Source organism: Winogradskyella jejuensis, assembly GCF_900129745.1.
Lineage (GTDB): Bacteria > Bacteroidota > Bacteroidia > Flavobacteriales > Flavobacteriaceae > Winogradskyella > Winogradskyella jejuensis.
In genome coordinates, this window is record NZ_FQWS01000001.1 from 1,202,954 (window position 1) to 1,228,743 (window position 25,790).

At 35.0% G+C, this 25,790-nt stretch carries 24 protein-coding genes; 9 read left to right on the top strand and 15 right to left on the bottom strand.

Annotated elements, in window-relative coordinates; all coding sequences use genetic code 11:
* From BUB95_RS05630 to BUB95_RS05670, 9 genes are all read right to left on the bottom strand, one after another.
* Positions 1 to 417: a hypothetical protein gene (locus BUB95_RS05630; protein ID WP_073084103.1), complete on the bottom strand. Its 417-nt coding sequence runs from the start codon at positions 415 to 417 to the stop codon at positions 1 to 3.
* 1 nt (position 418) lies between these two features.
* Entirely contained in the window at positions 419 to 1,324 is a 906-nt protein-coding gene (locus BUB95_RS05635) for an N-acyl homoserine lactonase family protein (RefSeq protein WP_073084105.1), read from the bottom strand.
* A 12-nt stretch (positions 1,325 to 1,336) separates the two neighbouring features.
* Positions 1,337 to 2,785, bottom strand: a complete 1,449-nt coding sequence (gene sufB / locus BUB95_RS05640) for a Fe-S cluster assembly protein SufB (RefSeq protein ID WP_073084107.1) — start codon at positions 2,783 to 2,785, stop codon at positions 1,337 to 1,339.
* Positions 2,786 to 2,830: 45 nt separating this feature from the next.
* Entirely contained in the window at positions 2,831 to 3,160 is a 330-nt protein-coding gene (locus BUB95_RS05645; protein WP_073084109.1) for a HesB/IscA family protein, read from the bottom strand.
* Positions 3,161 to 3,307: 147 nt separating this feature from the next.
* Positions 3,308 to 3,538 carry a hypothetical protein gene (locus tag BUB95_RS05650; protein ID WP_073084111.1) on the bottom strand — a complete coding sequence of 77 codons (231 nt, stop codon included), beginning with the start codon at positions 3,536 to 3,538 and terminating at the stop codon, positions 3,308 to 3,310.
* A gap of 108 nt (positions 3,539 to 3,646) precedes the next feature.
* On the bottom strand, positions 3,647 to 4,726 hold the full coding sequence (locus BUB95_RS05655) for a cytochrome-c peroxidase (protein WP_083573318.1): 1,080 nt from the start codon (positions 4,724 to 4,726) through the stop codon (positions 3,647 to 3,649).
* A 3-nt stretch (positions 4,727 to 4,729) separates the two neighbouring features.
* Positions 4,730 to 5,506 (bottom strand): MbnP family protein, encoded by a 777-nt coding sequence (locus BUB95_RS05660; protein WP_073084113.1) that lies wholly within the window; start codon positions 5,504 to 5,506, stop codon positions 4,730 to 4,732.
* A gap of 1 nt (position 5,507) precedes the next feature.
* Positions 5,508 to 6,848, bottom strand: a complete 1,341-nt coding sequence (locus BUB95_RS05665) for a hypothetical protein (protein ID WP_073084115.1) — start codon at positions 6,846 to 6,848, stop codon at positions 5,508 to 5,510.
* A 14-nt stretch (positions 6,849 to 6,862) separates the two neighbouring features.
* A complete protein-coding gene (locus BUB95_RS05670) occupies positions 6,863 to 8,626 on the bottom strand; it encodes a choice-of-anchor B family protein (protein ID WP_083573319.1) in 1,764 nt (587 codons plus the stop codon).
* A gap of 102 nt (positions 8,627 to 8,728) precedes the next feature.
* Here BUB95_RS05670 and thiL point away from each other — a divergent pair, with 102 nt between their 5' ends.
* Complete coding sequence (thiL, locus tag BUB95_RS05675) at positions 8,729 to 9,787, top strand: thiamine-phosphate kinase (RefSeq protein ID WP_073084119.1); 1,059 nt, start codon at positions 8,729 to 8,731, stop codon at positions 9,785 to 9,787.
* Here the strand turns inward: thiL and BUB95_RS05680 are convergent, their stop codons facing one another.
* Together BUB95_RS05680 and BUB95_RS05685 are read right to left on the bottom strand one after the other, a co-directional pair.
* Positions 9,788 to 10,051: a hypothetical protein gene (locus BUB95_RS05680; RefSeq protein WP_073084121.1), complete on the bottom strand. Its 264-nt coding sequence runs from the start codon at positions 10,049 to 10,051 to the stop codon at positions 9,788 to 9,790.
* A 61-nt stretch (positions 10,052 to 10,112) separates the two neighbouring features.
* The gene (locus BUB95_RS05685; RefSeq protein ID WP_073084123.1) at positions 10,113 to 10,889 is read right to left on the bottom strand and encodes an alpha/beta fold hydrolase; all 777 of its coding nucleotides are present in this window, start codon (positions 10,887 to 10,889) and stop codon (positions 10,113 to 10,115) included.
* Positions 10,890 to 10,974: 85 nt separating this feature from the next.
* Here BUB95_RS05685 and BUB95_RS05690 point away from each other — a divergent pair, with 85 nt between their 5' ends.
* Both BUB95_RS05690 and brnQ read left to right on the top strand, forming a co-directional pair.
* Positions 10,975 to 12,525, top strand: a complete 1,551-nt coding sequence (locus tag BUB95_RS05690) for a serine hydrolase (protein WP_200777201.1) — start codon at positions 10,975 to 10,977, stop codon at positions 12,523 to 12,525.
* A complete protein-coding gene (brnQ, locus tag BUB95_RS05695) occupies positions 12,525 to 13,811 on the top strand; it encodes a branched-chain amino acid transport system II carrier protein (protein ID WP_073084125.1) in 1,287 nt (428 codons plus the stop codon). The genes BUB95_RS05690 and brnQ overlap by 1 nt, the downstream gene beginning before the upstream one ends.
* Here the strand turns inward: brnQ and BUB95_RS05700 are convergent.
* Together BUB95_RS05700 and BUB95_RS05705 are read right to left on the bottom strand one after the other, a co-directional pair.
* Positions 13,789 to 14,442 carry a hypothetical protein gene (locus BUB95_RS05700; RefSeq protein WP_073084127.1) on the bottom strand — a complete coding sequence of 218 codons (654 nt, stop codon included), beginning with the start codon at positions 14,440 to 14,442 and terminating at the stop codon, positions 13,789 to 13,791. The genes brnQ and BUB95_RS05700 overlap by 23 nt on opposite strands.
* 168 nt (positions 14,443 to 14,610) lie before the next feature.
* Positions 14,611 to 14,925 (bottom strand): GIY-YIG nuclease family protein, encoded by a 315-nt coding sequence (locus BUB95_RS05705; RefSeq protein ID WP_073084129.1) that lies wholly within the window; start codon positions 14,923 to 14,925, stop codon positions 14,611 to 14,613.
* Positions 14,926 to 15,273: 348 nt separating this feature from the next.
* On the opposite strand from BUB95_RS05705, the gene BUB95_RS05710 reads away from it, so the two are divergent.
* The 5 genes from BUB95_RS05710 (at position 15,274) to BUB95_RS05730 (ending at position 20,973) form a co-directional block, all read left to right on the top strand.
* Complete coding sequence (locus BUB95_RS05710; protein WP_073084131.1) at positions 15,274 to 16,602, top strand: aspartate kinase; 1,329 nt, start codon at positions 15,274 to 15,276, stop codon at positions 16,600 to 16,602.
* 247 nt (positions 16,603 to 16,849) lie between these two features.
* A complete protein-coding gene (locus tag BUB95_RS05715) occupies positions 16,850 to 18,166 on the top strand; it encodes a DNA adenine methylase (RefSeq protein WP_073084133.1) in 1,317 nt (438 codons plus the stop codon).
* A gap of 106 nt (positions 18,167 to 18,272) precedes the next feature.
* Positions 18,273 to 19,193, top strand: coding sequence for a phospholipase D-like domain-containing protein (locus tag BUB95_RS05720; RefSeq protein WP_073085104.1), 921 nt, complete (start codon positions 18,273 to 18,275; stop codon positions 19,191 to 19,193).
* 2 nt (positions 19,194 to 19,195) lie between these two features.
* Entirely contained in the window at positions 19,196 to 19,450 is a 255-nt protein-coding gene (locus tag BUB95_RS05725) for a hypothetical protein (RefSeq protein WP_073084136.1), read from the top strand.
* Positions 19,438 to 20,973: an AlwI family type II restriction endonuclease gene (locus tag BUB95_RS05730; RefSeq protein ID WP_073084138.1), complete on the top strand. Its 1,536-nt coding sequence runs from the start codon at positions 19,438 to 19,440 to the stop codon at positions 20,971 to 20,973. The genes BUB95_RS05725 and BUB95_RS05730 overlap by 13 nt, the downstream gene beginning before the upstream one ends.
* Before the next feature lie 143 nt (positions 20,974 to 21,116).
* Here BUB95_RS05730 and BUB95_RS05735 read toward each other — a convergent pair whose 3' ends face one another.
* Together BUB95_RS05735 and BUB95_RS05740 are read right to left on the bottom strand one after the other, a co-directional pair.
* Positions 21,117 to 21,410 (bottom strand): DUF2188 domain-containing protein, encoded by a 294-nt coding sequence (locus tag BUB95_RS05735; protein ID WP_083573320.1) that lies wholly within the window; start codon positions 21,408 to 21,410, stop codon positions 21,117 to 21,119.
* An 11-nt stretch (positions 21,411 to 21,421) separates the two neighbouring features.
* Positions 21,422 to 22,714, bottom strand: coding sequence for an aminopeptidase P family protein (locus BUB95_RS05740; RefSeq protein ID WP_073085108.1), 1,293 nt, complete (start codon positions 22,712 to 22,714; stop codon positions 21,422 to 21,424).
* Positions 22,715 to 22,889: 175 nt separating this feature from the next.
* Between BUB95_RS05740 and BUB95_RS05745 the strand changes: the two genes are divergently transcribed.
* Positions 22,890 to 25,733: a WD40/YVTN/BNR-like repeat-containing protein gene (locus BUB95_RS05745; RefSeq protein ID WP_073084141.1), complete on the top strand. Its 2,844-nt coding sequence runs from the start codon at positions 22,890 to 22,892 to the stop codon at positions 25,731 to 25,733.
* Positions 25,734 to 25,790: the final 57 nt, after the last annotated feature.

Below are 25,790 nucleotides of genomic sequence, written 5' to 3' on the forward strand. Positions count from 1 at the left end.
TTAGTTTTCTGTTTTTATAACGTCGTTTTGCTCTGGATTAGGTGCTTCGACCTTAATCGTTTCTTTAATTTCTAGTCTAAATGGCCAACCTTCTTCACCTTCAGGTTTCGCAAAGCGTTTTGCTCTTACGGTGACAGGTACCATATCTGTAGACTCTTTTTTGTAAGCTTTTACTTTTTCATTTAAAGCTTTCATATTGTCGTCTATAACAACACCGTAAATGCTATTTGCTGTTTGAATTACAGCTGCATTTTGGTTTTCGTCGTAGATAAAATCTCCTTTAAGCGTAATTAAACCGTCATTTTGGTCGTAAGACTTTGAAGCAGTTTGTTCCTCTATTTCAGAGTTAGTTTTAGCGTCGTTTTTGCATGAAACAAAAAGACCTATATAAAATATTAAGGCGAATACTTTTTTCATATTAGTCTAAGTACTTTGGGTATTTTGGTAATCTATTAAAATCGTCTGTACTATGCTGAATGTATACATCGGCATTGTTCTCTTTGGCGAAATTTTCAAAAGCCTCCATGCTTTTCAAAGTCATATCTACATCGTAGTTAAAGCTTGGAACACCTTTACTATCTCTATTTTCTTGGAAGTGATATAAGTCACCAGTTAGAAGAATATTTCCTGCATTTTCTAGTTTCAAAAATAAAACTTGATGTCCTGGGGTGTGTCCTGGCATAGATTTAATGACTACTGTGCCGTCTCCAAACACGTCAAAATCGCCTTTAAGTTTTTCCACTTTTGTTAAAGCAGCAATAGCCTTATAGTTATCTCCTTTCTTCTGTTCTTCGCTTGTGATAAAGTCGTACTCAGTTTCTTGCACTAACCAAATGGCGTCTGCAAATTTTGAAGCGGACCCCGTATGATCAAAATGTGTATGAGACACTGCTATAAAATCGAAATCTCTGGGAGTTAGGTTTAATTGCGCTAATTGAGAAACTACAGAATCTTTTCTAGAAACTGTAAATGCACCATCTGGTGTTGTAAATGGTTCTTGCCCTACTAAACCTTCACCCAAACCAGCGTCCCAAAGCAAGCGTCCTTTCGGATGCTCAATAATATAAAACGCATCTGCAAAGGTTTTGGTTTGCCCAGTATACGTGGTATCTTGGGAGAATAGCTCAAGCATATTTACTTTTACAGTTCCGCCATCTAAGGCGTATAGTTTCACCTTTGATTTAGTGTCAGCTTCGGTTTCAATTTCATTATTAGCTTCAGCTTCTTCTTTAGCTTGGTTATAGCCATCTTTGTATCCTTCTTTAAAGTCTTTACAAGCCGAAAGTAATACTGCAAGCGATAATATAGTTAATACTCTTTTCATGGTTAGTTGTTGTTATCCTACGGAACCTTCTAAAGATATTTCTAGAAGTTTTTGTGCTTCTACAGCAAATTCCATTGGTAATTTATTTAATACTTCTTTACTAAATCCGTTAACGATAAGCGCAATGGCTTTTTCGGTATCGATACCACGTTGGTTACAGTAAAAAATTTGGTCCTCACCAATTTTACTAGTTGTAGCTTCGTGCTCTATCTGTGCGGATTTATTTTTTACTTCTATATATGGAAATGTATGAGCTCCACACTCATTACCCATTAGTAAACTATCACATTGAGAGAAGTTACGCGCGTTCTCAGCACGAGGACTAATTTGTACCAATCCACGGTAAGAATTCTGAGATTTTCCTGCAGAGATACCTTTAGAAATAATAGTTGACTTTGTGTTTTTGCCCAAGTGAATCATCTTTGTACCCGTATCAGCTTGCTGAAAATTGTTAGTCACAGCAATAGAGTAGAACTCACCGATAGAGTTGTCACCTTTTAACACGCAAGAAGGATATTTCCAAGTCACTGCACTACCAGTTTCTACTTGTGTCCAAGAAATTTTTGCATTCTTTTCGCATAAGCCACGCTTAGTTACAAAATTATAAACACCACCTTTTCCTTCTGCTGTTCCTGGGAACCAGTTTTGTACGGTACTGTATTTAATTTCAGCATCATCAAGCGCAATCAATTCTACCACAGCGGCATGTAGTTGATTCTCATCACGGCTTGGTGCTGTACAACCTTCTAAATAGGATACGTAACTGCCTTCATCTGCTATAACAAGTGTACGCTCAAATTGACCTGTACCAGCTTGGTTGATACGGAAATATGTAGATAACTCCATTGGGCAACGCACGCCTTTTGGTATGTAACAGAAACTACCGTCACTAAACACTGCAGAGTTTAAGGCTGCATAAAAATTGTCTTTTTGAGGCACAACGGTACCAATATATTTTTTTACGAGTTCCGGGTGCTCTTTAATAGCTTCAGAAATGCTCATAAAAATAATACCTTTTTCTGCTAAAGTCTCTTTAAATGTCGTGGCAACAGATACTGAATCTACAACCACATCCATAGCAACTCCAGCAAGTTTCTTTTGCTCATCTAGGGAAATTCCTAATTTTTCGAAAGTTGCTAGTAATTCTGGATCAACCTCATCGATACTATCGTATTTAGGCTTGCTATTTGGGGCAGAATAATAAGAAATCGCTTGAAAATCTGGTTTTTCGTATTGTACATTCGCCCATTCTGGCTCAGTCATTTTCTTCCACACTTTAAAAGCTTCTAATCGCCATTCTGTCATCCATTCTGGCTCTTCTTTCTTTTTTGAAATGGCTCTAACTATATCTTCATTTAGACCATTAGGGAATGTTTCAGACTCAATGTCTGTATAAAAACCATACTCATATTCTTTGGTTTTTAATTCTTCTCTTAAATCGTCTTCTGTATATTTTGACATACTATTTTTTTTGAAAGTCTTTCTAATCAGAAATTTTAGAAAATGCTATAGTGAAAATGACTCACCACAACCACAAGTTCTGTTTGCATTAGGATTGTTGAATACAAATCCAGTTCCGTTTAAACCACCAGAATATTCTAATGTAGTGCCTATGAGATATAAGAAACTTTTCTTGTCAACAATGATACGGACGCCATTGTCTTCAAAAACCTTATCTTCTTCTTCTTGGGTTTTATCAAATTTTAAATCGTAAGATAGTCCAGAACAGCCACCACTTTTTACTCCAACACGGATGTAATCCGTTGTAGCATCAAAGCCGTCTTCTTGCATAAGTTGCACGACTTTTTGTTTTGCAGTATCAGAAACCTTTATCATATCCTTATATAGATTTTATCTAAATAGAGTGCAAAGATAAGATATAGCTAGCTTCTTACAACATTTACTAACATTATATTAAGATATCATTTCATAGGGATTAACTATCTCAATATGAAGCAATGATTAAAGAGAAAAATTTGATAACTAGAGGCAAGATGTCATTTTACGTCTTAGTAAAAAAAGTTGACGCAATGCGGTTTCAAATGTTTTATCATTTGCGGCACTTGTATCTAAATCGCCATTCTTAGTCATGACTATTTGTGTACCACAGTTTTTGCAAACAACTTCATCTTTTGATTTGTCTGTTAACTCTTTTTTGTAAAAGTTGTGTCCAAGCAAAAGACAAGTTATGTTGTCTGTGTTTGTAGGTTTCATATTTTGTGTTTTGGGGGACGACTAATATAGATATATATTTTACTTATACAAGCTGAAATACATATTTTTTCGATGAAATGCACAAAATCTTAAATTTTGTACTAAATTTTAATTCTGAAATGCTGGGTTATTAATGAAAGAAGTATCTGATAACGTCAATAAAAAAGCCTTTAAATCTGCTTTATCTTGAGGAGAAAGTTGAACACCACCTTGTGCAACGTTTTTCATTAAAGGGTCAATTGTTGGGGAGTTTTGCAACCCTTCACTGTAGAAATCGATAACTTCTTCTAAGGCTTCAAATCTACCGTCATGCATATATGGTGCAGTAAAAGCTAAATTTCTTAAAGAAGGTGTTCTGAATCTACCATTATCATTTGGGTCGCCAGTTACACCGCCAAGTCCTAAATCCGTAAACGTTGCATCTAATCCATTATTGTGGAATTCATTATTTGTCCAAAGTGGATTATTGGGATTTCCATGGCAGTGGAAGCAATCGCCTTTATCTTCTCTTAGAAAAACATCTAATCCATTAAGTTCTTGTGCTGTTAGATTGGCTTGACCGAGAGAATATCTATCGAATTTAGAATTAGCAGAAATCAACGTACGCTCAAATTGTGCAATTGCCTTGGCAATAAGTTCTTCTGTAATTATATCTGTTTTGAAAGCAGCATCAAATAGCTCTGGATAATCAGGATGATTTTGCAAGCGTTGTACAACGATTTCCAAATCGCTATTCATTTCTACCGGATTTTCTATTGGCTCTAAAGCTTGACGTTCTAGGCTTAATTCTTTACCATCCCAAGCAAATCGTTCGCCATAATTCCACGCTAGATTAAATAAAGGCATTGAATTTCTATTCCCCAGAACTCCGTTAACACCAGCGCTTGTTGAGGTATTATTTGTAAATGCACTAGATGGTGCGTGACAACTGGCACAAGATATAGTTTCATCTTCAGAAAGTATATTATCGAAAAATAATCGTTTGCCAAGGGCTACGCCTTCTTCGGTTAAAGGGTTATCTGTAGGAATAACTGGAGCAAGAATATTGTCTCTAAACAATTGAGGAATCTCTAACTCAATAGGATTAGGTGTTTCTTCAACCACAGGAGTTAATCCCTCATCTTCATTATTGCTAGAGCAAGAAAGGTAAAGTAAAACAACAGATAATATGTAAATAATCTTTTTCATTTCTTATTCTGATACAGAACCCAGGCTGAATACATTTTGTCCATTTTCAAACATCATAATTTGTGCCGAAGAATTTGGCATGAGAACAGTATTTAATTGATTTAAGTCCCATGTGTTAGGGTTTCTAAACCATTCTGCAATATTCATTTCAATATTAAGTATAGTATCTCCACTTATAGATACAGGTCCTAAATTAACTGTAAAAAAAGTATCTTGAGGAAAGGTAGGATTAGGTCCTGGATTATCTACAGCTCTTATTGCATGATAGTTATAATTTGCCTCTTGATTATTATTATCGATATATTTACCGTCCATTTGCATGTAGTGATAACCGCCTCCAAGCATTTCAGGAACATTAAAGGAAGCAGAGTTTAAGTCCAAGTAATTTTGAGAATTATCATCATTATCAAATCCAAATGTAAACGACACATTGCTGTAATTTCCTGGAGGAATTTGTGTTCCTAAATCTAAATTAAGATTAGTGCCATTTGTAACATCTATAAGATTATAATTATCTAAATCTAAAACCTCATTAGAGGTTGTGGTAAAAGTGACGTCTGATATAACATAGCGCAAGCGTTCTATACTTAGAATTTCGCCATTTTGATTAGTGAACTGAATTGTATTAAAATCTGCATTAGTTACAGTAGTACCATTCCAATTATGGGAAAAACTTAAAGTGGTAGTTGCTTGACTTAAATTACTACTGGTATCATCATCACTACATGATAAAATGATTAATGATAAAAGAATGATTTGGGTAAATATTTTTGTTTTCATTTTAATCAATTTTAAAAATAAGTAGGTCTGTAAATCCTTTGTTTTCTCCGATATCGCCATCATTACTACTAGTTTCACCAACGGCAATAACAGATAGGTCATTTAACTCAGTAACGCCATAAGCAAAGTCAATATTGCTTCCGCCAACGGATACTTCCCAAAGTAAATCTCCGTTAGCATTAACTTTTAGTGCCCAAGCATCATTCTGACCTTTATTTTCTGACACATCGCCATCGCTACTGCGAGAGCTTCCTGCTAATAAAAAGCAATTATCTCTTGTGATGCTGATATCTCTTGCTACATCAAAACTGGTGCCTCCTAAAGTTTTTTCCCAAATAAGATTTCCCTCAGGTGAAATTTTTATAAGCCACAAGTCCGCGGCACCATTATTGGTAGAAATATCACCGTCATTACTTCTAGTATCTCCAACAATTACAAAATTATTATCACTTGATTTCACAATGGCTCTAGCTTCATCAATCTCATTGCCTCCAAAAGATTTTTCCCAAATTAAATCGCCGTCAGCGTTAACCCTAACAATCCAAAAATCATAAGTTCCTTTATTGTTGGTTATATCTGTGTCTTCACTATCTGATCCGCCAGCGATAATAAATCCGCCATCATCTGTTTCTGCCACGCCTTCTGCTGTATCTGTAAAATTCCCTCCAAAATAACGACTCCACTGAAGATTTCCTGTTTCATTAATTTTTACAGCCCAATAGTCACCGCCTGCATGACGACTATTGGAACGTGAAGTGTTCCCTTGTCCACCTGAAGCCGTAACATCTAAGACACCAGTCATTAAATAACCCAAATCTGATGTTTGTATGAGTGAAATACCAGAATCGTTTCCTTGAAAACCAAAAGATTTTTGCCAAGATATATTTCCTTGAAGGTCTAGTTTAGCTATCCAATAATCTTGAGAACCATTGTTGCCAGAAACATTACCGTCATTACTTTGGCTAGTTCCTAAAATAGCATATCCTCCGTCTTGGGTTTGAATGATTTTTCGCCCCCTATCGTCTTCAGATCCTCCATAGGTTTTTTGCCACTCCAAAGTATTTTGAGCATTGAATTTTAACACCCAATAATCAAAACTTGAGTCTTGCTTATCCGTAATATCATTGTCATTACTTTGTGTAAAGCCTAAAATTACATAGCCTCCGTCCAATGTGGCAGTAACAGATTGTGCACTATCGTTTAGACTTCCTCCAAATGTAGAAACTGCTACAGCTTCAGGAAGTGTATTTGTAGGTATACCTGGTGTAGATAAATCTTCAAGGTCGGAGCAACTTAATGCACAAAAACCAAGACTTAAAAGTAAAAGATGTGATAGTCGCATGTTTCATCAATTGTCTATTGACTTTTTCTAACAATAAATAAACCGCCTTCGATATCACTAATCACTATATTTCCACTAGCGAAATAAGGATATACACTCCAAACACCATTAAACGCAGCACTATCACTAGGGATAAAGGTGTCTATAAAATGTGTTTCTGTCATAGGGTTTGTTGACGAGCTAATATTAGAAATATCCAAAATTCGCATTCCTGCTCGATAATTTGCCAAGTAATACTCGTTACCGAGAACATAACCATTATGATCTATAGCTGGGGTTGTACCAAAATAGGTAGATGAAAGCGTAGGATTATCTAAATCTGAGAAATCAAAAACTAAGGTTTTGGTGTTAAATCCAAACGCTTGTTCGTCAGTTTCATCTCCCAATATAAAATAACGTTGGTCATCCGTAAACCAGCCTTGATGCGCATATGATGTTTGCGGATATGTAAACTCGCTAATTGGTACCACATTGTTTTTATCGGTTACGTCTAAAACAACAACTTTATCTGTATTTCCATTACTGCCAACATAGATTTCTCTGTTAGCATAATCGGTATCAGGTCCATTATAAGTGATGACTTGCGCATCATGAGAATAACCTCCAGCTGTATAGTCGTTTATAAATGTTGGATTAAGTGGGTTAGAAATGTCGACAAAAATGGGTCCACCACCATTAGTAGAAGAACAACCTACAAGATAAGCTACAGCTTCACTCTCGTTAATAACTATGTTGTGGCAGCTACCTACACCTGTATAAATAGCATCAGCAGTAAAAGTTTCGGGAGCATTAGTCACGTTTCGCAGACGCGTTAAATCAAAAACTTGCATACCATGTGCTCCAACACCATCTGCTACTATAAATGCATAGTTGTTGTAAACTTTAACATCACGCCAAAAGTTGGTACCAGCATTAGTATTAAGCCTTCCTAAAAATAAGGGATTTAATGGGTCTGAAATATCTACAAAAGCGGTGGAATTTGTTAGAGCAATAAGTGCAATTTCATTTCCATTTGAAGGATCTGTCCAACCCCAAATATCACTACCTTCTATATTAGAAGCGGTGCTTCCTCCAAGTGTATTTACATCAATAACAGATAAAACATCAATCTTATCACAAGGATATGGTCCTGCCATACCATCAACGCACGATGCATTTACAGTATAGGGACTTGGGTCACACGCATCTCCAACACCGTCATTATCAATATCTTCTTGGTTTGGATTAGGAATTAAAGGACAATTATCACACACATCTCCTATACCGTCACTATCCGAGTCCTCTTGGTTTGGATTAGGAATTAAAGGACAATTATCATCCACATCGGCAATACCATCACCATCATCATCAGTATCACAAACATCCCCAATACCATCATTATCTGTATCTAATTGATCAGGATTAGGAATTAAAGGACAATTATCATCTATATCTGCAACACCGTCTTCGTCATCGTCAGTGTCACAAGCGTCACCATCCCCGTCGCTATCAGTATCTAATTGGTCTGGATTAGCAATAGTAGGACAATTATCTTCAACATCTAAAACACCATCTCCATCATCATCTGTATCGCAAGCATCACCGATGCCGTCATTATTTGAGTCTACTTGACTACTATTAGATGTGTTTGGACAGTTATCTTCGTCATCATTAATTCCATCATTATCTGTATCAATATTAACTTCTGGTGGCGTGGGTGTTTCTTCATCTTTACAGCCATTTACAAGAAAAATGGACATACACAGAAGTAGTCTAAGTGTAAGTTTGGTAATATTCATTCGGGTAAAATTTTATGCAATTTAATTATAACTATTAATACTTAACTAAAATTAGATCAATAAATTACCTTGAAATTGTTAAAAGCGTAATATTTTTGCAGCATGATAGAAGATAAAAATCCACAGCGTACGCCATTGAGTGAACTCGGTGAGTTTAAGTTAATTGAGCATTTAACAGCGCAATTTAAGATAAATCATAAGTCAACTGTTTTGGGGATAGGTGATGACGCCGCAATTTTAAACCCATCAAAAAAGCAGATTGTTGTCACCACAGATTTATTGGTTGAAGGTGTGCATTTTGATTTGAGTTATGTGCCATTAAAACACTTAGGCTATAAAGCTGTAATGGTAAATATTTCTGATGTATGCGCTATGAATGCCAATGCCACTCAGATTACTGTCTCTATTGCAGTATCTAATAGATTTCCCCTTGAAGCCTTAGAAGAGTTATATGCAGGTATAGAGACTGCTGCAAGATTATATAATGTGGATGTTGTTGGCGGTGATACAACGTCATCTACATCTGGACTTATAATATCTATTACCGCTGTAGGTGAAGTTGAAGAAGATAAAGTTGTAAAACGCTCCGGTGCAAAACCAAATGATTTACTAGTTGTTACGGGAGATTTGGGAGGTGCGTATATGGGACTTCAAGTGTTAGAGCGTGAAAAGGAGGTTTTTAAAGTCAATCCTCAAAATCAACCAGACTTATCCATGTATACTTATATAGTTGAAAGACAACTAAAACCTGAAGCACGTAAAGACATTGTGGATTTACTTAAAGAGCTAGACGTGAAACCAACAAGTATGATAGATATTAGTGACGGCTTATCTTCTGAAATTATCCATATCTGTAAACAAAGCAATGTTGGTGTAGATTTATATGAAAATAAGATTCCGTTAGACCCTCAAGTTATTAGTACTTGCGAAGAGTTTAATATAGACAGTACAACTATAGCCTTAAATGGAGGCGAAGATTACGAATTATTAATGACTATTTCTCAAGAAGATTTTCCTAAGATAAAAGGAAACCCAAATTTAACAGTAATTGGTTATATGACAGAAGCTGAAAGAGGCATGCATCTTATAACTCGTGCGGAAACAAAAGTCCCAATTATTGCTAAAGGTTGGAAAAGTTTTAATGAAAATGAGAAGCAGTAATTAAGCTGCCGAAGTAGCGTAGCGACGTGTTCTCATACGCGCTAACTTGTTAGAATATATTCTAGCCAAAGTGGCATTAATCTCCTTAAATTTTGGTGTAAGTTCGGTAAGTCGTCCATTACCGTTAGTGGTTAATTCGCGCTTACAACATTTACAAGTATACTCTTTTACATGCTCAGTGACGTCTTTGGTTACCTTATAATTATGCCCAAATATATCACAGTAGAAACGCTTTGGTGAAGTAGGTCGAGTAGATGTTTTCATAATTAGCTAGATTTGAGACAACTAACATAGCTAAAAAAAACACGTATAACGCCAAAACGTATTATTTTTCGATAAAACGTTTTAAAAAGTAAGATAATTCATATTTATTTTCAATATGACTCATGTGTCCTTGAGAGAAGATAACAGTTTCAATACCTGTATTTTTAGACTTTTCAACTAATAAATCTTCATCTACAATCCAATCTTTTTGCCCAATAACAATTACCTTTTTTCCTTTTATGGCTTTAAAAACTTCGTACCTATTAGGCCTTATAGCCATTCCTTTATGTCCAGCTATAAAACCTTGAACAGGAGTTTGTAAACCAATAGCGAGGGCTTTTTTTATTTCGGAAGCAAAAGGCACTTTACTTTCTGGTGCAAAAAGATTCACAAAAGACATACGGACTAAGTTTTCGTAATTGGTAGTGGCCATTTGTGCGGCTCTGGCTCTTAATACTTTTCGTTCGTGGTCATCTGCTTCAAAAGTGGAGTTTAATAAACATAAATCTTTAACTAAATTCGGATATATTTCTGCTAAAGCTAAAGCGACATAACCGCCCATGGAATGCCCTACACAACTAATTTCTTCAATCCGTAAATACTTTAAAACGGCAAAAACGGCTTCTGCCATATTTTCCATAGAATGAATGTATCCAAGACACTCGGTTTTTCCATGACCTAGTAAATCAATGCAAATAACTTTTCGTGTCCTGGAGAGTACAGGCACAAAATCGGTCCACATATCAATAGTTTCCAAAAAGCCATGTAGCAAAACAAGCGCATCGCCTTCGCCTTTAACGGTATAGTTAATCGAAATATTCTTGTAATTCAGTGTCATACTGCAAATATAAATTTTGAAAACTGATGTCGCTCCTATCGTTTTCACATTTATTATATTTACTGACGACTAAAATCAATGTCTTATGATAATTAAACGCTTTTTAGCTCTTCTGCTTTGTATTGTTTCGCTATCACTTTCGGCGCAAATTGAAGCAGAGAAACTGGATAAACTCATCCAAGAAACGCTTACCACTTTTGATGTTCCAGGGATTTCTGTGGGTATTCTAAAAGATAACCAGATTATTTATTCTCGAGGATTTGGGGTTCGTTCTTTGGAAACCAAAAAGAAAATGAATGCAGAAACCAAAGTTGGTGTAGCCTCTAATAGTAAGGGCTTTACCTGTTTTGCTTTGGCCATGCTTATAGATGAAGGAAAACTAAATTGGGATGATAAAGTGCGAAAGTACATACCGGAGTTTCAATTACATGACCCGTACATTACCGAAGCTTTTACCATTAGAGATTTGGTGACGCACAGAAGTGGATTAGGATTAGGGTCTGGCGATTTAATGTTTTTTCCAGAGGGAAGTGATTTTACGATTCAAGACATTATAGACAATCAAAAATATATAAAACCACAAAGTCAGTTTCGTACGGATTTTAGGTATAATAATAACATGTACATTGTTGCAGGTGAAGTATTGAAGCGCGTTAGTGGTATGTCTTGGGAAGACTTTATCGAAACTCGAATTATGCGACCTGTAGGCATGGTAAACAGTAAGGCATCTTATAACAGAGTTACAGACAAGTCTAATATTATTGAAGCGCACACGAGAACAGAAGGAAAGGTGATTCAGATTCCTCATGATTGGAGTCCAACAGCCAATGCAGCTGGAGGTATTGTAAGTAATGTTAGAGATATGCTCACTTGGGCTCAATTTTTAATGAATGATGCTGTAACGGTTGACGGTACGCGATTATTAAGTTCAGAACAATTTCATGAGCTATGGCAATTGCAAACGCCTCTTAAAGTCCGAAAAGGCGACTGGTACGATTCTAATTTTAGAGGTTACGGTTTGGGTTGGTTTTTAACGGATGTTAAAGGTGGACACAAACAAGTTTATCATACTGGTGGTTTGTTAGGAACGGTGACACAATTTACTATGATTCCAGATTTAAATTTAGCAATAGTCGTTTTGACCAATCAAATGAATGGTCGCGCTTTTAATACCATTACAAATACTATTAAAGACGCGTATCTAGGTTACGAGAATAGAGATTGGCTAAAAAACTATGGAAGTAGCCATGTCAGAAATTTGAAATATAACGATAGTATAAAAGCGTCGGTTTTTGCTCAAGTAGATAAAATGAATGGCAGTAAATTACTGCCTCAGCCAAAGCAGATTGTTGGGACATACAAAGACGCTTGGTTTGGAAATATCATTATTAGCCATGACGGTAAGAACTACACCATTAAAAGTGAACGTTCTTCTCAGCTTGTAGGCGAATTACTGCCTTACAGTCCCACAACCTATGTGGCTAAATGGAATAACAGAAGTTTTGACGCTGATGTGTTTGTTAATTTCACTTTTGATAAAGACGGAAAAGCGCAGTCAGCTACAATGAAATTTGTAGCACCAATCACCGATTTTAGCTTCGATTTCGAAGATTTAGAACTTAAACGTATAGACTAATGAATCGAACTAAAGAAATTTGGATGAGTGGCTTTGCGCTGTTCTCAATGTTTTTCGGTGCTGGAAATCTTATTTTGCCACCGCTTTTGGGTTTTAAAGCGTTGGACCAATGGCTCATTGTAGCTTTAGGTTTTGCCATTACGGCTGTAGTTATTCCCATAATGGCCATTTACGCTCATGCTAAACTTCAAGGGACTTTGTACGACTTTGGTAAAAAAGTATCTCCGCTTTTTAGCACAGTGTATTGTGTGTTAATATACATAATCGCTATAGCTTTACCGGCGCCACGTACGGCATCGGTAACTCATGAAATGGCAATTCAACCTTTTTTTGAAACACCAACATTGCTCACGAGTACTATTTATTTTTTATTGGTTTTAGTCTTTGTGCTCAACCGTTCTAAAGTGCTAAGTATCATTGGTAAATTTCTAACGCCACTTATTGTACTAATTCTATTACTAATTATTAGTATTGGTATATTTTCTGATGCTTCTATTGCTAACTCTGGTGTGTCTGGCGCACCATTAGTAGATGGTATTTTAGAAGGCTATCAGACCTTTGATGCCGTTGGAGGTGTTGTGGTTGGTGCTGTTCTTATAATCTCTCTTAACCTTAGAGGACATAATGGTTTTGAGGAGAAAAAAGAACTCATCAAAAAATCGGGACTTATCGCAGGAACAGGTCTATTTGTTATTTATGCTGGATTAATTGTGGTTGGTGCTTTGTACAGTAGTTATTTTCCTTCGGATATAGACCGTACTGCATTATTAGCAGGTCTTAGTTTAGAGACATTGGGAAGTATCGGACGTACTTTTTTAAGTGTTTTGGTAGCCTTGGCATGTTTCACGACTGCTGTTGGGATTATTACTGGTACAGCGGATTATTTTAAAGGCCTATTTGGTAATTCGCAAAAAGCCTACATCACCACAGGAGTTATAGGTTGTGTTATAGGTATCATTGTCGGAAGCTATAATGTTGGTTTTATTATCGATATTGCTTTACCAGCATTAATGTTTATTTACCCTATAACTATTATTCTTATTTTACTCAATACGGTACCTTCAAAATGGGCGTCACCTTTGGTATTTAAGACTGTGGTTTTAGCTACTTTTATATTTAGTATTCCAGATTTTCTAAAGTTTTTAGTCAATCCCAAACAACTAGAACCCATTGTAAATAGCATACCATTAGCACAACATAGTTTGGGTTGGGTATTGCCAGCTTTGGCAGCTTTTATTCTTACAAATTTGTTTCAGAAAACGTCTACTGCGCGTTCAGATTCTTAATAGCCGAAAAGGCTTGGTCAACAAGGTGACTCTCCACTAAAACGGTAAATTCGTTAGTGGTAGAAATGACTTCGTGAAGTGAAATCCCTTCCCAAGCAAAACGTTTAAAAATTTGATAATACAGACCCGAAATACGTTGGTTATTTTTTGGCAATCGAATACTAATGGCAGATAAATCATCTTGAGAGTCTATCATTTTTTCATTTTTAAAACCCTCTAGAACAATTCGTTTTTCAGACTCAGAAACAACAATGTTACTTTCGTAAACACCTCTCGAAAATCCATAAAATGATTTGGTGTCTAAGGTCTCCATAACATTAGAATGGCTCTTAATTAAAGTATCCGAATTCTGAAACGTATAATCTATTAAATGTGAACGCACTGTAATATCTCCCAATTGTTTTAACACAGCTTTTAGCTGATGCGATTGTCTTAAATGTACAGGTGGCGCATAACGTCGTAAGGCCATCATAATAGCACCTGTTTTTACAGGTTTGCCTAGCATTTTACTAACGGGTGCTTGCAACTCTTCAGACAAGGCTGAAAAGTTGATGATTTGTCTAAACAAGGCTTCTTCTAAAAAAGGTTGTTTAATTAAAATGTCTTCAACGCAGGAGGCAATAGTTTTCATTTTTTCTTATTTTTATTTCTTTCGGTTATGCTTTAACAGGCTCAGTATGTCTAGTCGTTTTTGTTTGAACACAATAGTAAAGAACAATAATTCTTATCATTTAAATTATAAACTAACACAAATCGAATCCTCTATGTCAGCCTAAGCTTGTCGAAGACGTCATAATATTTAGTCATCATTAATTTTAGTACCATATTCAGTATAATTCTTTGAGAATAATACTAAATCATCCCAATTTTCTTTTATCAGAGCAGTCTTCTTCCTTCGTGACCATCCTTTTATTTGTTTTTCAATCTTTATAGCTTCAGAAGGATTAGTACATTGTAAATACCATTCTAACTTAACAGGTAACCGTTCTGCTGTGTAACTAAACTTGTTACTACCAGACTGGTGTTGTTTTATGCGTCTTTCTAAATCGTTTGTCATACCAACGTAATAGGTCTTGTCTGAGCATGATAATATGTAAACGTAATAAGACTTCATAAGTTGGCTACAATAGATTTATAAATTATATGCTTCGACAGGCTCAGCATTACAGGTGTTTTTTTATTTGTAATAATCAATATTTTGTTACTGCTTCATCACACAATTTAATCAACACAATTTATTTCTTTAATGTCAGTCTGAGCTTGTCGAAGACGTCAACGGTTTTTTTATGCATGATGCTTCGACAGGCTCAGCATGACAATCGTTTTCAAAATTGTAATAAACTTATTTTTTTCTTATTGTTATATAATTAACACAATGTGCAAAAATAAACTATTTCTTTTAATAATTGGTAACAAATGACATTACAAATCTATTTTTGCCCTGTAAAAAAGAAAAAGAAGAATGTTAGTATATAAGTTTGGAGGGACGTCAGTAGGTTCTGTAGTAAACATGAACCACGTTAAAGACATCATAGATACCAAAGACCAAAAAATAGTAGTGCTTTCTGCCATGTCAGGAACTACAAACGCTTTGGTTACAATTTCAGAGCATATAGAAGCTGGTCGAATTGATGAAGCGCAACAAGAGATTAATAATCTAAACGAAATCTATAACGCCACCGTTTACGATTTGCTTTATGACGAAACATTAAGACAAGAGGTCAGCACCTATGTCAACGGTATTTTTAAAAATCTGGTTCAAGCAACAACACGTCATTACAACATTCAATTACATAATAGTATTGTGGCTAATGGCGAGTTGTTATCGACGTTTATGTTCAGCCGATTTTTACAACAAGAAGGTTATAATGTTCAGTTGTTATCGGCTTTAGATTTTATGCGTTTGGACCGTAATAACGAGCCCGATAATTTTTACATCAAACAAAATTTATTTCGTCTAATCGATAGCCAACCAACGGCAGACATCTATATTACACAAGGGTTTATTAGCTTGGATGCCGATGGTGCTATTACCAATTTACAACGTGGCGGTAGCGATTATACAGCCACGATTATTGGTGGCGCTATTGAAGCGGATGAGGTTCAAATCTGGACGGATATCGACGGGTTTCATAACAACGACCCGCGTTATGTAAACGATACCAAAGCCTTATCGCATTTGTCTTATGACGAAGCGGCAGAGTTGGCGTACTTTGGCGCAAAGATTCTGCATCCGCAAACGGTGATGCCCATGCGTAGTCTAGATATTCCACTACGTCTTAAAAACACGATGGCACCGGAAGCGCATGGTACCTTAATCACTAACCAAACGCACGGCGAAGGCATTAAAGCCATTGCCGCCAAAGATGGTATTACGGCTATAAAAATAAAGTCCGTTAGGATGCTTTTGGCGCACGGTTTTTTAAAGAAAGTTTTTGAGATTTTTGAGACTTTTGAAACGCCAATAGATATGATTACCACTTCCGAAATTGCCGTATCGCTAACCATTGACGACGCGCAACATTTAGATGCTATTGTTACCGAGCTTCAAAAATTTGCTGAGGTCGAGGTGCAAGATTATATGAGTATTGTTTGTTTGGTGGGGAACCAAATTATTTATCATCCTGATACACCAGAGCTTTTCCAAGTGTTGCAAGATGTTAATGTACGTATGATTGCCTATGGCGGCAGCAACAACAATATTTCCTTATTGGTAAACACTAGCGATAAGCACGAAACCTTACAGAAGTTACAACGCTACGTGTTTGATGGTAATTCTGTTTTAGTTTAGTTTTTAGTTGAAGAAAGCGCCGAAAGGCGCTTTTTTATTCTCTATAACTTATCCTATCTTTAACACTCCTTTTTTCTCATTGTATAATTACACTAAATGTTATATGCAAGCTTATGCAGCTATTTGTTTTAGTACTTTTTTTGCCAACTTAACAGCCAACGCTGAATAAATAAAAGAGCTGTTTTTTTCCCTCGGACACATACAGATTATCAAGAATATTTCTATATTTGACAAAAAAAGTCAAATTATGTTGGACGCAATAGTTTCAATTGGAGATACCTTAAAAGAAATACGCGAAACGAAAGGTTTTCATCTACAAGAAGTTGCTGATAAAACTTCCATTAACTATACTTCATTAAGCAGAATTGAAACAGGAAAAAGACTTCCAACAAAAACGCAAGTACAAAGTTTAGCTGAATTTTATAGTTACAGCGAAAACGACTTAATTAGACAATTAATTAGTGACAAAATAATCTATGAAGTTCAAAACGAAGATTTAGGACTTGAAGGTTTTCATCTTGCGGAGCAAAAATTAAAATATGGTCTAAATCTTTTTAATGACTATAAAAATCAAGACAAATTTCAACTACAAAGTCGTAGATACATTGGCAATAAGGCAAAATTGACTGATTGGATAATGGAAATTATTGAATCGGAAACAGAAGGAAATGGAACTTTTATTGACATATTTTCTGGAACTTCAATTGTAGCTAAATCTGCAATGGAAAAATATAAAACCGTTATTCTAAACGACATACTATACTCTAACAATGTAACTTATCAAGCATTTTACGGTACATTAAAATGGAATTCTAACAAACTTGTTGAGTTAGCAAATGAATACAATACTATAAACTCAAAATCTATAAGAGAAAACTATTTTTCAAAAAATTTCGGAGGTAAATTTTATGAAAAGGAAGTTTCAAAACAAATTGGATATATAAGACAAGATATTGAGAAAAAGAAAAAAAATAATGAACTAAATTCGAGAGAATACGCAATATTACTCACTTCATTAATTTATACAATAGACAGACTTGCAAATACTGTTGGTCACTTTGATGCTTATATTAAAAAACCAATTATAAAAAAACCTTTGAATTTTAAATTAATTCAAACCTCTGATTTTAAAGGAGCAAAGATATTTCAAGAAGATGCTAATGAATTAGCGAGAAATATTAAAGGAGATATTGCATATATCGACCCACCATATAATTCAAGACAATATAGTAGATTTTATCATATTTACGAAAATCTTGTACAATGGAAAAAGCCAAAACTATACGGAGTTGCATTAAAACCTGAACCAGAGAATATGAGCAAATATTGTACTGTTCAAGCAAAAGACACTTTTAAGGATTTAGTAGAAAATTTGGATGTAAAATATTTAGCTGTTTCTTATAATAATACTCACAAATCAAAAAGCAAATCGTCTAAAAACAAAATTACGCTCGAAAAAATAACAGAAATACTTAATAATGTTGGAGAAACTAAAACATTTCAAACTAATTATAAAATCAAAGGAGTTAAATATATAGAGTCATTAATTGTAACTAAAAAATAGAATTATTAGGATTTGGGCGTTTCCCTTCGGGTCAGGCTTTCCGTTGCAATCTTTTTGTGAAAAACAAAAAGGATTTCCAATTCAATCCTTAACGCAAAAGCAAATTATGAGTTCAATTCAAATATTATCAAATTTAAATTACCCAATAGGAAAAGTAATAAATCAAGAATTACAAAATTCCATTGACACACAAATAGCAGTTGCATTTTTAAAATATACTGGTGTGAAAGTCATCGAAAAATCTTTAAAAACTTCATTAGATAATGGTGGTAAATTTGAGATAATCGCTGGGCTTGATTTTAAAACAACTGACCCAAAATCAATGTTGTATTTTATCAATTTGAAAAAGCAAAATCCCAATTTAAAATTTTATTGTTATGGAGATAGAAAATCAAATAAAACAGATATAGTATTTCATCCAAAGATTTATTTATTTAATAATGGTAAAGAAACAACTTCAATTGTTGGAAGTGCAAATATGACTGGAGGTGGCTTGCTTACAAATTTTGAAGTAAATACAATTTTCAATGAAAAGCAACCTATTTACAACTCTCAATTAAAGGCTATTTATAATTCAATAAAATTTACAGATAGTCTTTTTGAACCTAATGAAGAATATTTAACTGGTTATTCAGATGTTTTCAAGGCATTCACGAAAAATGAAAATCAAGCTTTAAAAGACAAAGGCTTAAAAAAAGCAATTAAAGAAATTGAGGAAAAAGAAAAGGAACTTCCTGGTACTATTCCTTCAATAAAATCAATGATTGTAGATTTCATTTTAAAACAAAATCAAAAAGGAATTAAAAGTGTTACTATCCCAGAAATTTATGAAGCTCTATTGCAAAGAATCAAAAATGAAGAAATAGAAGATAAATATAAACTTGAAACCTTCAGAAATTCAATAAGAGGAGAATTAAATCATCACGAAAAAAATAGTAACTCTACAAATGGAATGAAACTATTTAAAAGAGTTGAAAGAGGTTATTATTCGCTTACAGAAAAAGGTAAAGTTTTTAAAGGAAGATAATTATGGCACAACACATTTCAATTTTAAAAAATGATTTTCACCCAAAAATCAAAGAAACAATAATCAAAAGATTTTCAAAGAAAAATATAGGTTTAGCATCTTTAAAGTATCAAGAAATAAAAGATAAAGATTTAAAAATCAATAATTCTGATAGAGTTTTCATTAACAATCGAAAAATTAAGGGAAAACAAGAAATTTTTGAAATTCACTTTAATTCAGAAAAAAATAAAGTAGAAGAAATTTTTTGGGTAAAATAGCTTTTCAGACAGCAGTTAGGAATCCAGAGAGATATATTGATATATTAAGTGCTGTTGCTGAATTTGAAGGGACAGTACTGAATGATAAAAACCTAATAAAAATTGTTTCTAAACTCTATCTTGAGGGCATAGTTTCAAGTAACGAAATTGAAATTACCGAAAACACAAAACTTGAAGATATAGAAAAGCAAGTTATCGAAGTAAATAGTACACGGAGAGCAGATGGTGGTTTTCCTGCTGGCTACGCTTCACGCTTTTGGACTTATATGCGAACACCCTCAGAATTAGGATTTGTTTATGCCCAATACAATGACCAGTTTAAACTTTCAGCAATTTGTAAAAAATTAATCTCATCAGAAATTGATGAACAAGAGGCTTTTTCAATACAAGCAATAAAATATAATCGTAAAAATCCTTATCGAAACGTAAGTAACGATTTTAACTTTTTCGTATTTATTCTAAATATTCTACTTGAATTAAGAAAGAATGGGAAGTCTTTAAGCTACGAACAATTAATTGTTTCTATGTTCAGTAAAAATGGTAATGTTAAAGAGTTTCTAACATTATTAGAGAATAATAAGTTTCAAGACTATGATGCTGTTTTTGATTTTGTTAAAAACGAATACAAAGTCAACACAAAATTTAAGACAATTACGCAAGATTATCCAGATGTTGTACGTAGGGTTTTTATAATTTCAGGTTTTATTTCTATTCGTTTTACAGGTAAGAAACTAATTCAAATTAACGAAAGTAAACTCACATACATAGAAAAACTTTTGAAGTTTGATTTCCAATTAAGTGAGGAAGAAAAATCAGTTGCAATTAAATATTTTGATAAACTTGACACGCAAAATGACGAATTGTTTGAACTAATAACTTCATTTAGGAAAGAAGACGTTATTGACGGAGAACAATATGTCAACAAAATTTACAGTATAATTGAAGATTATGGAATAAACGAAGAAATAATTGTTGAGAGTATTGAAAAAATCGGAACAAGGAGGACAGTTATCGAAGAGTTTAAAGAAATTCCAGAACCACTAAAATTGGAATTTTTCATATCAATTTTAATAGCTTTAAAATACGGAAAGGAATATGCTATTAGACCAAATTATAAAGCTGACCACATTGGTAAACCGTATTCACACGCACCTGGAAACAAAGGAGACATTGAGATTTTCTCTAAAGAATTATATTGGCTGATAGAAGTAACACTAATTAGAAATAAAACTCAACAGCTAAATCACGAAACTGCTAATGTTATTAGACATTTGTATTCAAACGAGGAGTTTGATGATAGGTTGATAAAATATTTATCATTTGTTGCACCAACAATTCATCAAGACGTTCGTGAATTTTTTGATTTTTCAATTGTAAGAAGTAAATCAAACGAATATGACGTTAATATCAAACCTTACGATTTGAATGAGTTTGTCGATGTAACTATGGTTAGCGAAAATTTTGACGATATGAGAAATTATACAAATAATGTGATTGAAAATTTTAAAAATAATCTGAATTGAGTCAACGCTCAAAGACATACACATTTGCAATTCGCTTCATTCAACACAAGCCCAAAATTTCATAAGAGTATGTCTTTGCAAACTTTGATTGACATTCTGAATGAAAAAAGCTAGTTTACTAGCATATGTAAAAAACAAGCGGTTTAATTCCTAAAATTTATCCTATCGCGAATACCACCACTTTCTCGGTGAATAATCACATCAGCTTTCTTGCGTTTGGCAATGGTTTTGGCTTTGTTAATAGCGGTAGATTGCTTGCGATGTTTGGAGGTAATGCGTTTGTTGCCTTCGCGCCGTACAGCCCAACCGTCTTCGTAAGGCACCACATGTTGATGCCATGTACGGTTTTTAGATGCTGAGCCTGTTGAAGCACCTAAAGCTTCAAGAATAACCTTGATGATATCAACTATAGTTTTTGACCACGACCTAGAAGGCATATACTTAAGAATTACGAGTTCATCAAATCTTCAATTTCTTCAATGGCAATAGGGATATTTCTCATAAGGTTAAACGGCTCACCAGACTCTTGAATTACCACATCGTCTTCTAAACGAATACCAAAACCTTCGTCAGGTATGTAAATTCCAGGTTCTACTGTAAACACTTGGTTTGCTTGCATTGGTTCATGAAGCAACCCGTAATCGTGGGTGTCTAAACCTATATGGTGACTAGTGCCGTGCATAAAGTATTTTTTGTAGGCTGGCCAATCTGGATTTTCGTTTTGTACATCGGCTTTATCAATTAAGCCTAGACCCAATAATTCTGAGGTCATGAGTTTACCAACTTCTACATGATAGTCTTCCCAATATGCACCAGGAACGAGCATCTTTGTCGCTTCGTCTTTCACCCGATTTACAGCATTATAGACTTGCTTTTGTCGGTCTGTAAAACGACCAGAAACTGGTATAGTTCTGGTCATATCGCTACTGTAATTGGCATATTCTGCACCAACATCAAGCAGAATTAAATCGCCTGCTTTGCATTGTTGGTTATTTTCAATGTAATGCAATACGTTAGCATTATTCCCTGAAGCTATGATTGGTGTGTAAGCAAAACCTTTAGAACGGTTATTTAAAAACTCGTGCATAAACTCGGCTTCGATATTGTATTCCCAAACATTTGGTTTTACAAAATTAAGCACACGTCTAAACCCTTTTTCGGTAATATCACAGGCTTTTTGCATTAAGTCCAATTCAATTTGGTCTTTTACAGAACGTAAACGTTGTAAGATGGGATTGCTTTTGGCTACACTATGCGCAGGATATTTGTCTTTTAGCCATTTGGTAAAACGGTCTTCACGTGTTTCGGTTTCTACATTGGCACGGTAATGCTCGTTGGTATTAATGTAAACCGTTTCGGCTTGTGTCATTAACTCAAACATGACTTTTTCTAGGTCTTGTAACCAATACACGGTTTTAACACCAGAGGTTTCAAAGGCCTTTTCTTTGGTGAGTTTTTCGCCTTCCCAAACAGCAATATGTTCATTTGTTTCTTTAAGAAATAAGATTTCGCGATGTTTTGCTTTTGGACAATCTGGGAATAGCACCAAAATACTTTCTTCTTGGTCAACGCCACTGAGGTAAAAAATATCACGATGTTGCGCAAAAGGTAAGGTGCTATCTGCACTAACAGGATAGATGTCGTTAGAATTAAAAACGGCTAAACTGTTTGGCGTCATTGCAGCCATAAAGTTCTTACGGTTTTTTATAAAGAGCTGGCGGTCGATTAAATCGTATTTCATGAGTAATGATTTTCTGTCTGTTTGAACTAACGGTATTGTGTAATTCGTAATCGTTTCAAAAATAAACAATCAAAGCTATAAGCAAAAGCAAAGCAGACATTCTGTTAAACTTTTATTAGCAATTTTGAAGCTGAAAAGAGATTGGTTAATTTCATGCCACTAAAAAACCACCACCATGAACTATTTTAAAATATTCTCATTTTTTCTTTTTATCTCTTCAGTTTTAGGATTTGCACAACAACCTGCAACATCTGCCGAAACTATAAAAGCGGCCTTAGAGCAAAAACGCCAAATGACCGAAAACTCATTGGTAAAAAATGTGCCTTTTAAAAACATTGGGCCAACCATAATGAGTGGTCGTGTAGTCGATGTCGATGTTAATCCAGAAAGGCCATCGGAATTTTACGTAGGCTACGCGTCTGGAGGTGTTTGGCATACAACAAATAATGGGACGACTTTCGAGCCAATTTTAGATTCATCAGATACTCAAAATGTAGGTGATATTGCTGTGCATTGGTCAACTCGCACCATTTATGTAGGTACAGGTGAGAATAATGCGTCGCGAAGCTCTTATGCAGGTATAGGTATTTTAAAATCTACGGATAATGGTAAGTCTTGGGGAAATTTGGGTCTGATGGACGCACATCATTTTGCGCCGATATTAATTCATCCAGAAAACCCTGATGTGGTCGTTGTTGGCGCAACGGGACATTTATATTCTGAAAATGATGAACGAGGTATTTACAAAACTACCGATGGCGGAAAAACATGGAAACAAACGCTTTTTGTAGATAATATGAGCGGTATTATAGACTTACAACAAAATCCAAATAATTACAACGTTATGTTTGCTACATCGTGGACAAAAGACCGTAAAGCATGGAATTTTACAGGTAATGGAAGCAACTCTGCCATTTATAAAAGTACTGATGCTGGCGAAACGTGGACAAAAGTTTCAACGGCTTCAAGCGGTTTCCCTACTGGCGAAGGTGTTGGACGTATTGGTGTTGCTGTTTTTGATGATAATACAGTGTATGCCATACATGATAGCCAATTCCGAAGACCAGACGATAAAAAGAAATCGGACAGTCGAGGATTAACAAAAGACGATTTTAAATCCATGTCTAATGCTGAATTTTTGGCACTTGATGACAAAAAATTAAACACGTTTTTAAAGACCAATGGCTTCCAAGAAAAATACCGTGCTGAGAATGTAAAGCAAATGGTACGTAGTGGAAATGTAAAGCCGATAGATTTAGCTAAGTATTTGGAAGATGCCAACTCTATGTTGTTTGATACACCTGTCGTTGGTGCAGAAGTTTACAAAAGTACCGATGGTGGAAAAACTTGGAAGAAAACACATGACGATTATTTAGATGGCATTTATTTTAGTTACGGGTATTATTTTGGGCATATCCATGTATCGCCAGCGGATGCTAATCATATTTACATTTATGGCGTGCCGATTTTAAAGTCTAAAGACGGCGGAAAAACATTCAAATCTATTAGTGCTGAGAATGTTCACGCGGACCATCATGCGCTTTGGATTAATCCTAAGAATCCAAATCACTTAGTAAATGGTAATGACGGTGGTGTTAATATTACCTACGACGATGGCGAAAATTGGATTAAAAACAATTCGCCTTCAGTTGGGCAATTTTATGCGATTAATGTCGACAATGAAAAGCCCTATAATGTTTATGGCGGTTTACAAGATAACGGCGTTTGGAAAGGGGCTAATAATGCTCGTGAAGATAAAGGCTGGCATCAGCGTGGACAGTATCCTTGGAAATCAATCATGGGTGGCGATGGCATGCAAATTCAGATAGATAGCAGAAACTCAAACACAGTTTATACAGGCTATCAGTTTGGAAATTATTTTCGATTAAATCTAGAAACCGGTGACCAAAAGTACATTCAGCCAAAGCATACTTTAGGCGAGAATCCATACCGTTTTAATTGGCAAACCCCAATATTATTATCACCACATAATCAGGATATTTTATATCTCGGTGGCAATAAATTGATGCGCAGTATGAATCAAGGCGACGATTGGGAAGCTATAAGTGACGACTTAACTAATGGTGGTAAAAAAGGAAACGTAGCTTACGGTACATTGGCAACCATTAGCGAAAGCCCGTTTAAATTTGGTTTAATTTATACTGGTAGTGACGATGGACTAGTGCACGTTACTAAAGATGCAGGTGGCAGTTGGACTAATATTTCAGCAGGATTTCCAAAAGATTTATGGGTAAGTCGTGTTGTGGCGTCTCAGCACAAAAAAGAACGTGTTTATGTGACACTTAATGGATACCGTTGGGACGATTTTAAAGTGTATGCTTACATGAGCGATAATTATGGACAAACTTGGAAAGACATTTCTGGCAATATACCAGCATCGCCAGTAAATGTAATTACTGAAGATTCTGAAAATGAAAATATCCTGTATTTAGGAACAGATAATGGAGCATATGTCTCTTTCAATCAAGGCGAAAGTTGGGAAGTCTTTTCTAATGGCGTGCCTAATGTTGCAGTCCATGATATTGTTCTTCAGCCTGAAGCAAAAGACCTATTATTAGGTACACATGGAAGAAGTATTTACAAGGCAAATGTAGCGCCTTTGCAAATGATGGATTCTAAAATGAATTCTGAAGCTGTTACGCTTTTCAAAATAAATCCAATCCGCTATTCTAGCCGTTGGGGAAGCTCATGGAGCAAATGGTTAGACGCATACGAGCCTGAAACAACAATTCAGTTTTTTAGCAATTCAAAAGAAGAAAAAGTAATTAAAATCCTATCAGAAAAAGGTGCTGAGTTAAATAGAATGACTGTCAGTGTAGATAAAGGTTTTAACTACATTGATTATAACTTGGAGTTGTCTAAAAAAGGAAGAAAAGCATTGCTGAAAGAGAACACCAGTATTGATGTTAATGAGGCAAGCAACGGAAAATATTACCTTCCTAAAGGCACTTATTCTATAGATATCGAAGGCGTTAAAACAGATTTAGTAATTAAGTAAAAACGTACAGAATTTAGTTAAATTAAACTAAAAACGATGGTTTAACGTTTAAGAAGT

What these genes read in the sequence shown, in the direction of transcription:
- BUB95_RS05630 (WP_073084103.1), bottom strand. Translation starts at nt 417, where the DNA reads ATGAAAAAAGTATTCGCCTTAATATTTTATATAGGTCTTTTTGTTTCA.
- BUB95_RS05635 (WP_073084105.1), bottom strand. Translation starts at nt 1,324, where the DNA reads ATGAAAAGAGTATTAACTATATTATCGCTTGCAGTATTACTTTCGGCT.
- sufB (WP_073084107.1), bottom strand. Translation starts at nt 2,785, where the DNA reads ATGTCAAAATATACAGAAGACGATTTAAGAGAAGAATTAAAAACCAAA.
- BUB95_RS05645 (WP_073084109.1), bottom strand. Translation starts at nt 3,160, where the DNA reads ATGATAAAGGTTTCTGATACTGCAAAACAAAAAGTCGTGCAACTTATG.
- BUB95_RS05650 (WP_073084111.1), bottom strand. Translation starts at nt 3,538, where the DNA reads ATGAAACCTACAAACACAGACAACATAACTTGTCTTTTGCTTGGACAC.
- BUB95_RS05655 (WP_083573318.1), bottom strand. Translation starts at nt 4,726, where the DNA reads ATGAAAAAGATTATTTACATATTATCTGTTGTTTTACTTTACCTTTCT.
- BUB95_RS05660 (WP_073084113.1), bottom strand. Translation starts at nt 5,506, where the DNA reads ATGAAAACAAAAATATTTACCCAAATCATTCTTTTATCATTAATCATT.
- BUB95_RS05665 (WP_073084115.1), bottom strand. Translation starts at nt 6,848, where the DNA reads ATGCGACTATCACATCTTTTACTTTTAAGTCTTGGTTTTTGTGCATTA.
- BUB95_RS05670 (WP_083573319.1), bottom strand. Translation starts at nt 8,626, where the DNA reads ATGAATATTACCAAACTTACACTTAGACTACTTCTGTGTATGTCCATT.
- thiL (WP_073084119.1), top strand. Translation starts at nt 8,729, where the DNA reads ATGATAGAAGATAAAAATCCACAGCGTACGCCATTGAGTGAACTCGGT.
- BUB95_RS05680 (WP_073084121.1), bottom strand. Translation starts at nt 10,051, where the DNA reads ATGAAAACATCTACTCGACCTACTTCACCAAAGCGTTTCTACTGTGAT.
- BUB95_RS05685 (WP_073084123.1), bottom strand. Translation starts at nt 10,889, where the DNA reads ATGACACTGAATTACAAGAATATTTCGATTAACTATACCGTTAAAGGC.
- BUB95_RS05690 (WP_200777201.1), top strand. Translation starts at nt 10,975, where the DNA reads ATGATAATTAAACGCTTTTTAGCTCTTCTGCTTTGTATTGTTTCGCTA.
- brnQ (WP_073084125.1), top strand. Translation starts at nt 12,525, where the DNA reads ATGAATCGAACTAAAGAAATTTGGATGAGTGGCTTTGCGCTGTTCTCA.
- BUB95_RS05700 (WP_073084127.1), bottom strand. Translation starts at nt 14,442, where the DNA reads ATGAAAACTATTGCCTCCTGCGTTGAAGACATTTTAATTAAACAACCT.
- BUB95_RS05705 (WP_073084129.1), bottom strand. Translation starts at nt 14,925, where the DNA reads ATGAAGTCTTATTACGTTTACATATTATCATGCTCAGACAAGACCTAT.
- BUB95_RS05710 (WP_073084131.1), top strand. Translation starts at nt 15,274, where the DNA reads ATGTTAGTATATAAGTTTGGAGGGACGTCAGTAGGTTCTGTAGTAAAC.
- BUB95_RS05715 (WP_073084133.1), top strand. Translation starts at nt 16,850, where the DNA reads ATGTTGGACGCAATAGTTTCAATTGGAGATACCTTAAAAGAAATACGC.
- BUB95_RS05720 (WP_073085104.1), top strand. Translation starts at nt 18,273, where the DNA reads ATGAGTTCAATTCAAATATTATCAAATTTAAATTACCCAATAGGAAAA.
- BUB95_RS05725 (WP_073084136.1), top strand. Translation starts at nt 19,196, where the DNA reads ATGGCACAACACATTTCAATTTTAAAAAATGATTTTCACCCAAAAATC.
- BUB95_RS05735 (WP_083573320.1), bottom strand. Translation starts at nt 21,410, where the DNA reads ATGCCTTCTAGGTCGTGGTCAAAAACTATAGTTGATATCATCAAGGTT.
- BUB95_RS05740 (WP_073085108.1), bottom strand. Translation starts at nt 22,714, where the DNA reads ATGAAATACGATTTAATCGACCGCCAGCTCTTTATAAAAAACCGTAAG.
- BUB95_RS05745 (WP_073084141.1), top strand. Translation starts at nt 22,890, where the DNA reads ATGAACTATTTTAAAATATTCTCATTTTTTCTTTTTATCTCTTCAGTT.